The organism is Candidatus Pelagibacter bacterium nBUS_36 (assembly GCF_051201215.1).
GTDB lineage: Bacteria > Pseudomonadota > Alphaproteobacteria > Pelagibacterales > Pelagibacteraceae > Pelagibacter.
Genome location: NZ_CP172839.1, coordinates 420,278 through 434,013 on the forward strand (window position 1 = coordinate 420,278; position 13,736 = coordinate 434,013).

The window sequence follows — 13,736 nt, forward strand, 5'->3', positions numbered from 1 at the left end:
AATTTCAGATTTGGCGACTATAATATATAGTCGCCAGTCTTTATGGAACTTCTCGTATTTGGCAAAACAGGTTGGGGTGATGAATTATTTTATGCTACCCTAATGACAATAGCTGTCTCTGTTACAGCAATGTTGATTGGTTTTATTTTTGCATTAATATTCACACCTTTAAAGTTATCTAGATACAAATTTTTAAATTTAATTGGAAATTTTTACACCACAGTTATTAGAGGTGTTCCTGAACTTCTTGTAATTTATCTTTTCTTTTTTGGTGGAAGTGGTGCAATCATGTATGTTGCCTCTATTTTTGGATATTTTGAATATATTGAAATAAATGCATTTATCACTGGCTCAGTAGCTATTGGAATTATTTCTGGTGCTTATTCAACTGAGGTATTTCGTGGCGCAATTCAATCAATTGACAAAGGTCAGTTCGAAGCAGCTAAAGTTTTGGGTGTAGGTAAATTTGCTAAATTTTATAAAATAATCTTACCACAAATGTTAAGACTAGCTATTCCCAACTTAAGTAATGTTTGGCAGATTACATTAAAAGATACTTCTCTTATTTCTGTTACTGGATTAGTTGAAATTATGAGACAATCTAATATTGCAGCAGGATCAACTAGAGATCCGCTGTTCTTTTATTCTTTTGCAGCTGTTTTATATTTGTTGTTAACATATTTAAGCATGAAGCTAATCAATAGATTAGAAGCAAAATACAGTAGAGGGTATTAATGGATCTTGATTTGATGATCACTAGTTTCCCAAAGTTACTTGGTGCAACTTTAATTACATTAAAGCTTCTATCTGTTTCTTTAATAGTTGGAATGTTTCTTGGTTTATTTTTTGCAATATTAAGAATGAATAAAAATATATTTATTAATCAATTTGCATATGGGTATTCTTATGTATTTCGAGGAACGCCTTTACTAGTTCAAATTTTTATTATTTATTTTGGCTTAGGTCAGATTGAGTATCTAAGATCAACATTTTTATGGGTAATTTTGAAAGAACCATATTGGTGCGCTATTATAGCTTTTGCGTTAAACACAGGTGCTTACACATCTGAAATACTTAGATCAGCATTTCAGACTATAAAACCAGGAATTATTGAAGCTGGTAAGAGTTTGGGGATATCAAATAAAATTATCTTTTACAAAATTCAAATACCAATCGCTATCAGACAATCTTTACCTGCGTATGGTAATGAAATAATTTTAATGATGAAGGGTACGTCGTTAGCTAGCACAGTAACATTAATGGATTTAACAGGTGTTGCTAAATATATCATTTCAACAACCTTTAAACCAATTGAAGTATTTATTGTTGCTGGGGGTATTTATCTATTTATGACTTTTTTAATTCATAATCTAATTAAATATTTAGAAAAAAAATATAGTTTTCAATAAGATTCAATATGTATCTCTCAAAAAAACAAATAGAGGATTATGAAAATTTTGGAGTAATAATTATCAAAGATGTGTTTAAAGATTGGATTGAACCTTTAAGATTAGGATTTCAAAAAGTTTTAGATAACCCAAGCATACATGGAAGAGAAAATGTTAGTGGCAATAATGGGAGGTTTTTTGAGGATTATTGTAATTGGGAGAGAATAAAAGAATTCAAAGACTGTATTTTTGAATCTCCAGCTGCAAAAATAGTTGCTGAAGCAACATCGTCTCAATCATCACAAATTTTTCATGAACATATTTTTATAAAAGAAGCTGGAACACATAAAGAGACACCATGGCATCAAGATATGCCTTATTATTGTGTGAACGGAAATGATACAGGAAGTTTTTGGATACCTTTAGATAATGTTGATAAAAAAAATAATCTTCAACTAATAATGGGTTCGCACAAATGGCCTAAGTTAGTTCGTCCATTAAAGTGGTCAAATGATCAATCATGGTATAGGGATGTTAGCTCTTTTATGGATCTACCTAATATAGATGATTATAAAAATGATATCTTGATACCTGAATTAAATCTAGGCGATGCAGTGTTATTTAATTTCAAAATTGTTCATGGATCAAGTGGCAACAAAACTACAAAATCACGTAGAGCATTCTCAATGAGATTTATAGGAGATGATGTTAGATATATTGATAGAGGAGGACCTACCTCACCACCTTTTGATGGTATTAATTTAAAGTCTGGTGATATGATGCGTGAAGATTGGTTTCCTAAAATTTTTAATGGTTAATTATCTTTTATTTTTTGATGGATAACCAGAATGGCTCCAATTATTAAAATAGGAAGTCCAATTATTAAATCAATTTGCCATTCTAATTTTTCAAATATTGTTGAAATTATTAAGGCAAGAACTGGCATAACAACTCCAACATATCCAGCTCGACCAGGACCAACTTTTTCAAGTAATTTTAAATATGAAATGAAAGCAAAGATTGATCCAAAAATCGATAAATATAATAAGGATGTTATATAACTAAAACTATATTCAAACAGTAGTTCAGCACCACGTATTTGAGTAATTAAAAAAGTAAAAAGAGAACCATATAACATTGCATAAGCAATTGTTTGGAGTGAAGGAAACTTGTTATTTAGATTTCTCTGATGAACCATGTTACCTGTTGAAGCGCAAAATGTTCCTATTAGTGCTAAAAATAAACCTATGTGAGTACCTTTTACCAAACTAAAATTAAAAATTTCATCATTAAAAATAATAATAATTCCAATCATCCCAATTGTTGCACCAATTAAAGTTTTTAAAGAAGGTTTTTTATTAAAGTAAAAAGCCTCACCTAAAATATTCATTATAACAACAGTGGAAAAAACAATAGCAGGAAATGCACTAATTAAATATGTATTAGATAAATAAAAGAAAACATAATTAATTGAATAAAGACAAGTTCCAAAAAATAAAAACCAGATATGATAATTAATAGAAAATTTTAAATTCTTTTTTTTTATCATCAGGTAGATAAAAATAATAATTGCTGCAATTAAAAATCTATAAAAAACTGACACTAATGGATCTACATAACCTAATTGGAATTTGATTAAATACCAAGTAGGAGACCAACAAAAAAGTGTTATTAAAAATAGAAGATAATTATTCATTATTTTTTTAATGAAATTAATCTCTAAAATTTACAAATTCAATTGGGAGACCAATATCAATTGCTTCTATTGCAGATATTGCTTCTTGAAGATCATCTCTTTTTTTTCCTTCAGCTCTTAATTCTTCTCCTTGAATTTTAATTTGGATTTTAAGTTTAAGTTTTTTTATATCAGCAATAATTTTTTTAGCATTTTCTTGACTAATACCTTCTTTTAATTCACTGACTTGTCTAATAGATGTGCCTGTAGCACTTTCTGAATTTTTAACAGTTATTACCCTTGGGTCAACTTTTCTTCTTATAAGATGAACTTGTAGTAATTCATTTACTTGTTTTAATTTTAATTCATCTGGTGCTAGTGTAGTGATTATCTTATCTTTTCTTTCAATCGAAATATTAAGTCCTTTAAAATCATATCGGTTAGTAATTTCTCTTAAACAATTAGCAAGAGCATTATCAAATTCTGGATAATTAATTTTACTTATAACGTCAAAAGAGGGCATAATTTACTATATATTCTAGACACTAAAGGTTCACAAGATCCAATTTTTGTTTCCCTAATCTCTCATTACCATTTTCTGTAACCAAATAGGTTTCACCCAAATTCATTGCTAGATTATTTTCAGAGTCCATCAAGATCATGTGCATAAAGAAGATATTACCTGGTACAATCTTGTAAGGATTACCCGTATAAAGCATTGGCCAGTCCATCCAATTTGGTGAAAAAGTTGATCCCAGTGAGTATCCACAAGCATTCATTCTTGATTTATTGTAACCAAGATTGTCAAAAGTTTGAGCGTGGACATCAAAGACTTCACCAACTGTATTTCCAGGTATTAATTTTTTTTCACAATTTTGTAATGCTTCAAGGCAGGCTTGATGCATTTTAATATGTTTAGGATTAGACTTTCCAACCGCAATAGTTCTAAACATAGCAGAATGATAATGCTTATATGTACCAGCCCACTCAATACTTAATTGGTCTGTATCTGATAGAATTCTTTTTTCCGATTGATATCTGCATAGCAATGCATTGTGTCCAGATCCAATAATATATTCATTAGCTGGATAATCTCCACCACCTTCTAAAACAATTTTTTGCATTTCAGCTAAAATTTTTGCTTCACTTGCGCCAGCCTTAGTATGTTTCCAAGCTTGTTCTAAAGCTAAGTCTGCAAGTTCTGCAGCTTTTTTTACATAAACAATTTCTTCTGAAGATTTAACAACTCTAATTTTTGTTATAAGTTCTGATTGATCCTCAATATTACAATAATTTTCTAAAGATTTATTTAATCTTAATGCATTACGACCTGTTAAGCCATAAGCCTCATACTCAATACCAACTTTTTTTCCTTTTAAAGATAGTTCATCCAAAATATCTTTAAGATCATCAGCAGGGTTTGATCCATCTTTATCAACCCAAATTCTAATATCTTCAATGTCAGATGTATTCTGGGCTTGTCTTAAATCCGGAGCTCTTGTTAAAAGAATTACATTACCTTTGTTATCAAGTATCAATGTTTGAAAAAAAACATAACCAAAAGTATCATAGCCAGTTAACCAATACATAGACTCTTGTCTAAACATTAGTATTGCATCTAGATTTTGTTCTTTCATTGACTGAAGAACTTTAGCTTTTCGTTGTGAAAATTCTTGATTAGAAAAATGAAGTGCCATTAATTTGTTAATAACTAGTGTATTCTTTAATTTCTTTAATCTTTGATCCAGTTAGATTATTTATTTCTAATTTAATTTTTGCTCGGTCATCATTTAAAAAATGCACATCTCTTGAAAGTTTAATAAATTTTTCAGTAAAATCTTTCTCTTTTTCACATAGTCTTTTGTCGTCTTCAATGACCCAAAGTTTAGCATTAATCTCTTTTAGTGATTGAAATAACTTTTCAAGCTTATCATTTGATTTTACATTTTTATCTAATTGATTTTTTAAAACTGCATGTTCATCTGATATAAACTTCAATTTATCCTGATCTTTAATTTTTTCTTGTTTAATTTCTAATATCGAAATTTTATCTAATAGTTCGCCAATTGATACTTCGACTATAATTTTATTCATAAAATTTTATACTATGTTAAGTTGTTATAAATATGTCTAATATTTTAATCATTAAACATGGGTCATTAGGAGATATAGCTCAAGCCTGTGGGGCAATTCAAGATATTTCTGAACATCATAAAGATGATCAAATTCACCTATTAACTACAAAACCTTATTATGATTTGTTCAAAAAAAACCCACATATATCAAATGTAATTTTAGACAAAAGACTATCAAAATTAAATTTGATTTACTTATATTCACTAATGAAATCGATAAAAAGGTATAGTTTTTCTAAAGTCTATGATCTTCAAAATTCTAGCAGAACTTCTTTTTACAAAAAAATATTATTTCCAAGTGCTGCAAAAGATATTTGGTCATCAACAGAAACAACACTTCCAGCTGGTACTACAAAGCAGGATTTTGATAAAGACTCTGTTCTAGAAAGATTTGATCATCAATTAAAAAGTTCTGGAATAAATACAGTTCATACAATGAAACCTGACTTTAAATGGAGCTCATCAGATATAACTCAGATAAAAGATTATTATAAATTAGATAAATATATTGTTCTTTTTCCTTTTTGTTCACCTCACTTAAACTCTAAAAAGTGGCCATATTATAATGATCTTATTAATATAATTAATGAAAAATTTAACAACATGTACAAAGTTGTTTCAGCACCAGGCCCAAATGAAATTAAAGAAGCATCAAATGTCAATGCATTGGCTATTTTAGATAATGGAAGAGCTTTAGATATATCTCAACTATCATCATTGATTAAAGGTAGTTCTTTTGTTGTGGCTAATGATACTGGACCTGCTCATATGACATCGCATCTGGGTTCTAAAGGGTTAGCTTTATTTGGTGCACATACTACAGCTCATAAAGTAAGTATTGAGCGAGAAAATTTTAAAGCAATTCAAGTTTCTGAATTATCCAATCTATCTGCTGAAAAAGTTTTTGAAAGATTGTCTAGCTCAATTTCTTAAATTTACTTAGCACTTTCAAAATAACTGGCACTGTAAAAAGAATAAACAATAATCTTATTATATGATGGAAAGCAACAAAGTCAGGCTCTAAATTAAATGCTATTGCAATTACTGCTACTTCATAAATACCACCAGGACTAAATGATAAGATGAGTGTTAAAATATTTGTATCAACAAAAAATGTTGCAACATAAGCTGCAACAAATCCTAATAGAACAAGAATTGTTGTTGCGACCAAACTATGAAGGGAATTATTGGCAATTTCTTTAATAGTTTTTTCAGCAAATCTACACCCAACAGAAGCCCCCAAGATTAAAAGACAAAAGTTAATTGAAGCATCTGGTAACTTGTATGATGCAACATCAGTCATTTGTAATAACCCACTAGCAAATAGTGTTCCTGATAATAAAGCTGCTGGAACTCTAATTTTATCAAAAACAAAAATAAAAAATAAAGATGCAATGATAAGTAAAATTAATTTTAGATGATTTTGACCCATGTAATCAAAGTTATCTAATAGCAATACTTCTGAACCAGTATTATTAACGATAATAAATGGAATAACTGTTATAATTATAATTAATCTAATTAGATGTGAAGTTGCCACTTGAGATAAATCAGTTTTTTCATTTTCAGCTAAAATCATTAAAGGACCTAATGCACCAGGAGCTGCTGAAAATATTGAGGCTTTTTGACCATAACCCGCAAATTTTTGAAGATATTTGGCTACAACTAAAATACAAATTATTATATAGATCAACATAATCAGTGAAGTCCATATCCAATCAAACATTTGATTAAATAGATTTTGATCTATGTAATTACCGATATGCAAACCTAAAATTATCAAAATAAAGCTTAAAACAATTTTTGGCATTATAATTTTTAGACCTGATAAAGCGGCAATTGATGTGATAATCATTGGTCCCAAAAACCAAGCTAGAGGAATATTAAAATATTCAGCAATAATTGCACTCGGAAAAGAAATTATTAAAACGGAAATAAATCTTATTTTAAAAATTTGATTAATTTGTTTTATCATTATTTGATTTGAATTAAATTTTTTTCAATTTTTACTCTTGAGGATCTAAGTACATTTAAGAAATTAATACAGTTTTTTTTATTAAAATTAGAAATATGACCTGCAATGGTTAATGCTCCAAGAATTTGATTTTTTTTTCTAAATATTGGAACTGATACAGACGCCATTTCGGAATCTCTTTCTCCAAAAGTCATAGCGTATCCATTTTTTAAAACTTTATCTTTATCATTAATTTCTAAATTATTATAAGCCGATAAAACGTGACCACTGGATCCTTTGTTTAAAGGTTTTTTACCTCCTATTTCTTCTAAGTGTATAATCGATTTACTAGGCGTACTAGACTGAATGCAAACTCGAACATCATTCTGCCTTACAAAGAAACTCGCTGTTTCTTTAGTTTTTGATGAGATAAAATCTAATTCTGATTTAATAGAATTTTTTAAATTAAAACTACTATCGTAAATTTCATACAATCTAGGAATAGAGTGGCCTATTTTAAATTCTCCACTTTTTATTTTTCTAATGTATCCAAAATTTTCAAGTGATTTTGATATTCTAGAAATTCTACTTTTATGATCGCCGGTAATCTGAGCTATCTTTGTTACAGTAAGAGCTTCATTTTTTTCAGTAAAACAATTTAATATTTCTAAAGCTTTGTTTACAGCTTCAACACCAACTGTATTTTTGTTTATTTTCATATAATTCTATTGTTTAGAATAACATGTTCTATTGTATAGAACAATAGTAATAATATATTTAGACATTGACTAATAAGATAAATTAAATCTAATTTAATTAAATAGAGAGGGAAATAATGAACAATATAAAAAAAATACTTTCAGTATTATTCTCAGCAATCTTATTATTTTCAGCAACTACAACTAGTTCAATTGCGATTGATAAAATTCATTTCGTAATCGGTGGTGGTGCTGGAGGTGGTTGGGATGGAACTGCTAGAGGTACTGGAGAAGCTTTAACAAAAGCTGGTATGTTAAAAAGTGCATCATTTGAAAATATGTCAGGTGGTGGTGGTGGTAAAGCATTAGCTTTCATGATTAATACTAAACCTGCAAATACAGTTTTAGTTCAATCTACACCATTAGTTTTAAGATCAATCACTAGACATAAGGGTTACGTGAGTGGAAGTGGTACTTTATCTTATAAAGATGTTGTGCCAATCGCTGGTGTAATCGGGGACTATGGTGCAATTGCAGTTGCAAAAAACTCACCTTACAAAAACTTTAAAGATGTAGTTGATGCATATAAGAAGAATCCAAGCTCTATTAAAATGGCTGGTGGATCAGTAAGAGGAAGTATGGACCATTTAATTGGTGCGTTAGCTTTCCAAGCTGCTGGTGCTAATCCAAATGATGTAGCTTACATTCCTTATGATGCTGGTGGAAAAGCGTTAGCTGGACTTTTATCTGGAGAGACTCAAATTATCTCTACAGGTTTAGGTGAATTGATGGGTGCAAGAGACCAAGTAAGAATTATTGGAATTACTGCTCCTTCAAGAGTTTCTGATGCTCCAGATGCACCAACTCTAAAAGAACAAGGGTACGATGTACAATTCGTTAACTGGAGAGGATTCTTTGGTCCTCCAGGTATGAGCAGTGCAGATAAGAATGCAATTGCTAAAATGCTAGGCGATGTACAAAAAACTTCTGAATGGGAAACTGTTAGAGCAAGAAATGCTTGGGTTAATATTTACAATCCAGGTGATAAGTTTGTTACTTTCTTAGAAAAACAAACAGAAGAAATGACAGCTCTTATGAAGAAATTAGGAGTTATATAATCCTTAGGATTATTTAAAAATTAGAGCAGTGAATATAAATACTACAAAAATTATATCACTGCTCTTTTTTATTTTTTCAGCATTCTATTTATATACCGCATATCAAATCCAAGTTTTTTCATTTGATGAAAATGCACCTTTTAATGCTAGAACTTTTCCGATTTATTTAGGTTATGCTGGATTATTTTTTTCAGGCCTTAAAGTAATTTTACCTGATCCAAATACAATTAAAGTTGAGCATAGAACTTTAGAATACAAAAAAACTACTATTTTAGTTTTAATTGCAATAATTTATGGGGCCTTAATCTTAAAAGTTGGGTATTTTTTAACGACCTCTTTATTTCTAATGGCATCTTATTATTTTTTAGGTGAGAGAAGGTGGGTATTAATGTTTATGCTTTCTTTTCCATTTGTTGCTGCATTTATGTATCTTTTACACGGTGTTCTTGACATTTATTTAAGAGATCCATTTCTTCAAATGTTAGGAGTGATGGGATGATAGAAGGAATTTTAATTGGATTAAAAACAGCTCTTACATTTCAAAATATATTTATGGTAATGATTGGTTGTTTCTTTGGAACAATCATTGGAATGCTTCCTGGTCTTGGACCAATGACTGCGATAGCTTTAATGATACCTATTACTTACGGTTTTGATCCAGCGACTGGCTTAATTTTAATGGCAGGAGTTTATTATGGTGCTGTATTTGGAGGTTCCACTTCTTCAATATTGTTAAATGCTCCAGGTGTTCCTGGAACAGTCGCAACTTCGTTTGATGGTTATCCAATGGCACAACAAGGTAAAGCTGGAAAAGCTTTAGCTATAGCTGCTTGGAGTTCTTTTGCAGGCGGAACACTTGCTGCAATTTATTTATTGTTTATGGCACCAAGTTTATCAAAAGTAAGTTTATCTTTTAGATCACCTGATTATTTTGCTTTAATGATTTTAGGTTTAACTGCTATTGCTGCATTTTCATCCAAAGGACAATTTATTAAAGCGATGATGATGGTAGTGCTTGGTTTAATGTTAGCATCTGTTGGTCAAGATAGTTTGTCTGACATTACAAGATTTACTTTTAATAATATGAACTTAACTGATGGTATAAGTTTTGTTCTTGTTGTAATGGCAACCTTCGCAATGAGTGAAGCATTGACAATTATTTTGAAACGTAATGACCCGACTGCAGCTGCAAAACAAGTATCTTTAACAGAACTTGGTTCAATTAAGATCAATAAAGAAGAAAGAACTAAAATGTTAAAAACCATTCCTCGAAATTCAATAATCGGATTTTTAATTGGAGTATTACCTGGAGCAGGAGCAACTATTGCATCTTTTCTAGCATATGGAATGGAGCGAAATTTAGTAAGCGATGAAGAAAAAGAAAAATTTGGTAAAGGAAGTGTTCATGGATTAGCTGCACCTGAAACGGCAAATAATGCAGCATGTTCAGGAGCTTTTGTACCATTATTAACTTTAGGAATACCTGGAAGTGGTACTACTGCTGTAATGTTAGGGGCTCTTCTAGGATTTGGCATTCAACCTGGCCCAAGACTTTATGTAACTAATCCTGAAATTTTCTGGTCAGTTATAATGTCGATGTATATTGGAATGGTAATTCTACTTATATTAAACTTACCCTTAATTCCCTATATCGCTAGAATTTTAGCGATACCTAAAAATTATTTAATTCCACTAATTTTATTTTTTTCAATTACAGGAATATATGTGATGTCATTTAATAATTTTGATATTTATTTGATGATAGGAATAGCTGTTGTTGCAACTTTTATGCGCTTGTATGATTTTCCAATGCCACCACTAATCTTAGCTTTTGTGCTTGGTGGTTTAATGGAAGAAAATTTAAGGAGATCTTTATTATTAAGTGATGGCTCTTGGACATTTTTATGGGATAGAACACTCACAGCATGTATATTGGCTACAACAATACTAATAGTAGTGTGGCATATATATAAAACTTTTAGGGGTAGAAAAGTTTAATTTAAAATTTTTTTATATTCTTCAATAATATTAGACCAATAGAATTTTGAGACACTATCTTTTGCGCCTTTTCCGTATTCTAAATATTTTTTATTTTCTAACATTGAATTAATTGATGAATAAACATCATCTAGATTATTTCCATCACAAATTAATCCAGTTTTTTTATGTTCAATAGCATCAGCTGCACCACCATCTTTACCACCAATTGATGGAATTCCATATTGTGCTGCTTCAACATAGACAATACCAAATCCTTCAACAGATTTTTTATAAATAACTGAGGGCATGACAAAAATATTTGATTTCGCAACTAAAGCATTTTTTAATTCATTGCTAATATCACTGAAGAACATAACTTGAGACTCTAAATCTAGCTCTTTTACAAGTTTTTTAATATTTTCTTCTTCATCACCATAACCTACGCAAATGTAAACTATATCAGGATAAATTTGTTTCAAATTCCTTAATGCCATAATAACTTTTTCATGATTTTTTCTCTTATCAAATCTTGAAACAGTAATTAGTCTTGGCGTTTTTACTTTAAGAAGACTTTCAACTTTATCTAAAGATTTTTTATCTAATTCAACAGCAGGGTCTATACCTGGGTTGATGACAATAATTTTATCCTGATTAACTCCACACTCAATAGCTAGATTTTTTGTAAATTCAGAGTTAGCAATTACTTTTTCAACACTATTTAAAACATTTAAAACACGCTTGTTTAAACTCGTTCCTTTTGGATGATTAATTTCTTTACTATGAATTAAGCAATATTTCCTTTTATTTGATTTAATAAGCTCTAAACTTTTCCAGTGGTCAGCAATAATTCCTTCAATTTTATTTTCTTTAATAAACTCATTAATTAATTGAGCTTTTCTGTATTTTCTAAGTAATTTAATTCCACCAACTCTTTCAATGGAAAAAGATGATTGTTCATCAAAAGTTTTATGATTCTCAATATGATCTGCAAAAACTTTGATCATAAAGTTTTTAGATAACTCTCTTGCTAAACCCCATATTAAACTTTGCATACCACCAAGTTCTGGTGGAAAGGATCTGGTTACAATTAGATACATTAATTATACTTCCATTTAATACCACAGCCTGCGCTTGGTATTTGATCTTTTGGTCCTTTGCCAGTTTCGGCTATTTGTTTCATGGCTTTTAAAAGGTCGCTTTCACCATCTTTAACTGGAATAAAATTTTTAAGCTCTCTTAATCGACCTCTATACTGAAGCCCTAAATCTTTATCATATCCAAAGAAATCTGGAGTACAAACGGCGTCATATTTTTTAGCAATTTTTTGTGTATCATCTTGCAAGTATGGAAAACTAAACTGATTATCCTTTGAAAATTTGATCATATTATCAAATGAGTCTTCTGGATAATTAATAAAATCATTAGAGCATATTGCAACAGAGTTAATACCAATTTTTTTTAATTCATTACAATCTTCCACTATTTCTTTTGTAATAGCTTTTACATAGGGACAATGATTACAGATAAACATTATCAAGGTTCCATTTTCACCTTTAATATCATCTAGTGAAATAATTTTATTATCTGTAGACTTTAATTCAAATGGTAAAGCTTTTTTACCAAAATCACATATTGGAGTTTGAACTGGCATACTGTAAGAATATATAAATTATGTTCTACGATTTAAAAGATAAAAAACTACAAAACTCTGGCAAAAATTGGGTTGCACCAAATGCAACTATAATTGGTGACGTTACATTAGAGAAAAACTCCAGTATTTGGTTTAATGCAGTATTACGTGGTGATATTGAAAATATTTATATAGGCGAGGGGTCAAACATTCAAGATGGCAGTATTTTACATACTGATCCAGGTTGCCCTTTAAAAGTTGGAAAAGATGTAACAGTTGGGCATCTGGTTATGCTTCATGGATGCACGATAGGAGACAATAGTCTGATTGGGATTGGTGCAGTTATTCTTAATAACGCAAAGATTGGAAAAAATTGTATCATTGGAGCCAAAGCTTTAATCACTGAAAATAAATTAATTCCAGATAACTCATTGGTAGTCGGTTCTCCTGGTAAAGTAGTTAGGGAAGTCACAGAGGAAGAAAAACAATCTGTATTAGAGAACACCAAACATTATCAAGATAATTGGAAAAAATATTCTAAATCAATATTTTAAGGTACTAGCCAGTGCTCTTTATTGTTTTGTAAATCAAATTTAGCTCTTCTATGACCTTTAGCTGCTAAATAAAGCCATTCAATAGATTTAATTTTACATTGAATAACAGTAAAGTTTTTATAACCCTCTTCACTTTGCTCCATTGTATATTCAAAATTATCTAATTCAGGTTTTAACCCTGATGTCGGGTTATCAGACTCTGCCCCAGGCCCATTATCAACTAAATAGCATTTTCTACTCATGTGACCTGTTTTTAACCAAGATGCTTTTGTTATTTCATTATCATGATTAACAATACATTCAACTTTTAGCCTAACCTGTATCTTTTCTTCCTTGTCATAAAAAAGCAATGCAGCATTTTTGTTAGCTTTTAATTTGGTAATTTTATCTGATCTAATATCACTGTGGTATTGAACAAGGTTATTAGCTTCATCTGATTTTCTAAGAACTACAATTCGTCCATCAAAATCATTTTGATTCCCACAAATGAATACAGGTATTCTAAATGGTGAGCCTCTATCCTTAACTGCATTTGTAAGCATCGACCAAATTTTTTTTTTGATCTGAATAAAATCCTCGTAGTAAGGAACTGTGTCAGTCACAG

At 30.0% G+C, this 13,736-nt stretch carries 17 protein-coding genes; 8 read left to right on the forward strand and 9 right to left on the reverse strand.

The window, feature by feature from the left end:
- The first annotated feature begins 42 nt into the window (after nucleotides 1–42).
- Genes ACIJYI_RS02200 through ACIJYI_RS02210 form a run of 3 tightly spaced genes read left to right on the forward strand, consistent with a single transcriptional unit; the run spans nucleotide 43 to nucleotide 2,206 of the window.
- Nucleotides 43–735 (forward strand): ABC transporter permease, encoded by a 693-nt coding sequence (locus ACIJYI_RS02200; protein WP_435114484.1) that lies wholly within the window; start codon nucleotides 43–45, stop codon nucleotides 733–735.
- The gene (locus ACIJYI_RS02205) at nucleotides 735–1,409 is read left to right on the forward strand and encodes an ABC transporter permease (protein ID WP_435114485.1); all 675 of its coding nucleotides are present in this window, start codon (nucleotides 735–737) and stop codon (nucleotides 1,407–1,409) included. The genes ACIJYI_RS02200 and ACIJYI_RS02205 overlap by 1 nt, the downstream gene beginning before the upstream one ends.
- Nucleotides 1,410–1,417: 8 nt before the next feature.
- Entirely contained in the window at nucleotides 1,418–2,206 is a 789-nt protein-coding gene (locus tag ACIJYI_RS02210; RefSeq protein ID WP_435114486.1) for a phytanoyl-CoA dioxygenase family protein, read from the forward strand.
- Here ACIJYI_RS02210 and ACIJYI_RS02215 read toward each other — a convergent pair.
- The 4 genes from ACIJYI_RS02215 to ACIJYI_RS02230 are packed head-to-tail and all read right to left on the reverse strand — an operon-like array spanning nucleotide 2,203 to nucleotide 5,157.
- Nucleotides 2,203–3,084: a DMT family transporter gene (locus tag ACIJYI_RS02215; protein WP_435114487.1), complete on the reverse strand. Its 882-nt coding sequence runs from the start codon at nucleotides 3,082–3,084 to the stop codon at nucleotides 2,203–2,205. The two genes, ACIJYI_RS02210 and ACIJYI_RS02215, sit on opposite strands and share 4 nt — an antisense overlap.
- 16 nt (nucleotides 3,085–3,100) lie before the next feature.
- Nucleotides 3,101–3,586 carry a YajQ family cyclic di-GMP-binding protein gene (locus tag ACIJYI_RS02220; RefSeq protein WP_435114488.1) on the reverse strand — a complete coding sequence of 162 codons (486 nt, stop codon included), beginning with the start codon at nucleotides 3,584–3,586 and terminating at the stop codon, nucleotides 3,101–3,103.
- A gap of 22 nt (nucleotides 3,587–3,608) precedes the next feature.
- A complete protein-coding gene (locus ACIJYI_RS02225) occupies nucleotides 3,609–4,760 on the reverse strand; it encodes a M24 family metallopeptidase (RefSeq protein ID WP_435114489.1) in 1,152 nt (383 codons plus the stop codon).
- Nucleotides 4,761–4,767: 7 nt separating this feature from the next.
- The gene (locus tag ACIJYI_RS02230; protein ID WP_435114490.1) at nucleotides 4,768–5,157 is read right to left on the reverse strand and encodes a DUF6165 family protein; all 390 of its coding nucleotides are present in this window, start codon (nucleotides 5,155–5,157) and stop codon (nucleotides 4,768–4,770) included.
- A 32-nt stretch (nucleotides 5,158–5,189) separates the two neighbouring features.
- Between ACIJYI_RS02230 and ACIJYI_RS02235 the strand changes: the two genes are divergently transcribed.
- Nucleotides 5,190–6,131, forward strand: a complete 942-nt coding sequence (locus tag ACIJYI_RS02235; RefSeq protein WP_435114491.1) for a glycosyltransferase family 9 protein — start codon at nucleotides 5,190–5,192, stop codon at nucleotides 6,129–6,131.
- Here ACIJYI_RS02235 and ACIJYI_RS02240 read toward each other — a convergent pair.
- Both ACIJYI_RS02240 and ACIJYI_RS02245 read right to left on the reverse strand, forming a co-directional pair.
- On the reverse strand, nucleotides 6,115–7,173 hold the full coding sequence (locus ACIJYI_RS02240) for an AbrB family transcriptional regulator (RefSeq protein ID WP_435114492.1): 1,059 nt from the start codon (nucleotides 7,171–7,173) through the stop codon (nucleotides 6,115–6,117). The genes ACIJYI_RS02235 and ACIJYI_RS02240 overlap by 17 nt on opposite strands.
- Nucleotides 7,173–7,871, reverse strand: coding sequence for an IclR family transcriptional regulator (locus ACIJYI_RS02245; protein WP_435114493.1), 699 nt, complete (start codon nucleotides 7,869–7,871; stop codon nucleotides 7,173–7,175). Before ACIJYI_RS02245 ends, ACIJYI_RS02240 begins: the two co-directional genes overlap by 1 nt.
- 116 nt (nucleotides 7,872–7,987) lie before the next feature.
- Between ACIJYI_RS02245 and ACIJYI_RS02250 the strand changes: the two genes are divergently transcribed.
- The 3 genes from ACIJYI_RS02250 to ACIJYI_RS02260 are packed head-to-tail and all read left to right on the forward strand — an operon-like array spanning nucleotide 7,988 to nucleotide 10,966.
- On the forward strand, nucleotides 7,988–8,968 hold the full coding sequence (locus ACIJYI_RS02250) for a tripartite tricarboxylate transporter substrate binding protein (protein WP_435114494.1): 981 nt from the start codon (nucleotides 7,988–7,990) through the stop codon (nucleotides 8,966–8,968).
- Between the two features lie 28 nt (nucleotides 8,969–8,996).
- Complete coding sequence (locus ACIJYI_RS02255; RefSeq protein ID WP_435114495.1) at nucleotides 8,997–9,467, forward strand: tripartite tricarboxylate transporter TctB family protein; 471 nt, start codon at nucleotides 8,997–8,999, stop codon at nucleotides 9,465–9,467.
- Nucleotides 9,464–10,966, forward strand: coding sequence for a tripartite tricarboxylate transporter permease (locus ACIJYI_RS02260; RefSeq protein WP_435114496.1), 1,503 nt, complete (start codon nucleotides 9,464–9,466; stop codon nucleotides 10,964–10,966). The genes ACIJYI_RS02255 and ACIJYI_RS02260 overlap by 4 nt, the downstream gene beginning before the upstream one ends.
- On the opposite strand, the gene ACIJYI_RS02265 is transcribed toward ACIJYI_RS02260, so the two are convergent.
- Together ACIJYI_RS02265 and ACIJYI_RS02270 are read right to left on the reverse strand one after the other, a co-directional pair.
- On the reverse strand, nucleotides 10,963–12,045 hold the full coding sequence (locus ACIJYI_RS02265; protein ID WP_435114497.1) for a glycosyltransferase family 4 protein: 1,083 nt from the start codon (nucleotides 12,043–12,045) through the stop codon (nucleotides 10,963–10,965). The genes ACIJYI_RS02260 and ACIJYI_RS02265 overlap by 4 nt on opposite strands.
- The gene (locus ACIJYI_RS02270; RefSeq protein ID WP_435114498.1) at nucleotides 12,045–12,599 is read right to left on the reverse strand and encodes a thioredoxin family protein; all 555 of its coding nucleotides are present in this window, start codon (nucleotides 12,597–12,599) and stop codon (nucleotides 12,045–12,047) included. The genes ACIJYI_RS02265 and ACIJYI_RS02270 overlap by 1 nt, the downstream gene beginning before the upstream one ends.
- Nucleotides 12,600–12,619: 20 nt before the next feature.
- Here ACIJYI_RS02270 and ACIJYI_RS02275 point away from each other — a divergent pair, with 20 nt between their 5' ends.
- Nucleotides 12,620–13,132: a gamma carbonic anhydrase family protein gene (locus ACIJYI_RS02275; protein WP_435114499.1), complete on the forward strand. Its 513-nt coding sequence runs from the start codon at nucleotides 12,620–12,622 to the stop codon at nucleotides 13,130–13,132.
- On the opposite strand, the gene ACIJYI_RS02280 is transcribed toward ACIJYI_RS02275, so the two are convergent.
- Nucleotides 13,129–13,734 (reverse strand): flavin-binding protein, encoded by a 606-nt coding sequence (locus tag ACIJYI_RS02280; protein ID WP_435114500.1) that lies wholly within the window; start codon nucleotides 13,732–13,734, stop codon nucleotides 13,129–13,131. The two genes, ACIJYI_RS02275 and ACIJYI_RS02280, sit on opposite strands and share 4 nt — an antisense overlap.
- Between the last annotated feature and the right edge of the window lie 2 nt (nucleotides 13,735–13,736).

Coding starts and splice junctions, on each gene's coding strand:
- ACIJYI_RS02245 (WP_435114493.1), bottom strand. CDS start 7,871: ATGAAAATAAACAAAAATACAGTTGGTGTTGAAGCTGTAAACAAAGCT.
- ACIJYI_RS02275 (WP_435114499.1), top strand. CDS start 12,620: ATGTTCTACGATTTAAAAGATAAAAAACTACAAAACTCTGGCAAAAAT.
- ACIJYI_RS02225 (WP_435114489.1), bottom strand. CDS start 4,760: ATGGCACTTCATTTTTCTAATCAAGAATTTTCACAACGAAAAGCTAAA.
- ACIJYI_RS02230 (WP_435114490.1), bottom strand. CDS start 5,157: ATGAATAAAATTATAGTCGAAGTATCAATTGGCGAACTATTAGATAAA.
- ACIJYI_RS02270 (WP_435114498.1), bottom strand. CDS start 12,599: ATGCCAGTTCAAACTCCAATATGTGATTTTGGTAAAAAAGCTTTACCA.
- ACIJYI_RS02265 (WP_435114497.1), bottom strand. CDS start 12,045: ATGTATCTAATTGTAACCAGATCCTTTCCACCAGAACTTGGTGGTATG.
- ACIJYI_RS02210 (WP_435114486.1), top strand. CDS start 1,418: ATGTATCTCTCAAAAAAACAAATAGAGGATTATGAAAATTTTGGAGTA.
- ACIJYI_RS02215 (WP_435114487.1), bottom strand. CDS start 3,084: ATGAATAATTATCTTCTATTTTTAATAACACTTTTTTGTTGGTCTCCT.
- ACIJYI_RS02200 (WP_435114484.1), top strand. CDS start 43: ATGGAACTTCTCGTATTTGGCAAAACAGGTTGGGGTGATGAATTATTT.
- ACIJYI_RS02260 (WP_435114496.1), top strand. CDS start 9,464: ATGATAGAAGGAATTTTAATTGGATTAAAAACAGCTCTTACATTTCAA.
- ACIJYI_RS02205 (WP_435114485.1), top strand. CDS start 735: ATGGATCTTGATTTGATGATCACTAGTTTCCCAAAGTTACTTGGTGCA.
- ACIJYI_RS02220 (WP_435114488.1), bottom strand. CDS start 3,586: ATGCCCTCTTTTGACGTTATAAGTAAAATTAATTATCCAGAATTTGAT.
- ACIJYI_RS02250 (WP_435114494.1), top strand. CDS start 7,988: ATGAACAATATAAAAAAAATACTTTCAGTATTATTCTCAGCAATCTTA.
- ACIJYI_RS02235 (WP_435114491.1), top strand. CDS start 5,190: ATGTCTAATATTTTAATCATTAAACATGGGTCATTAGGAGATATAGCT.
- ACIJYI_RS02240 (WP_435114492.1), bottom strand. CDS start 7,173: ATGATAAAACAAATTAATCAAATTTTTAAAATAAGATTTATTTCCGTT.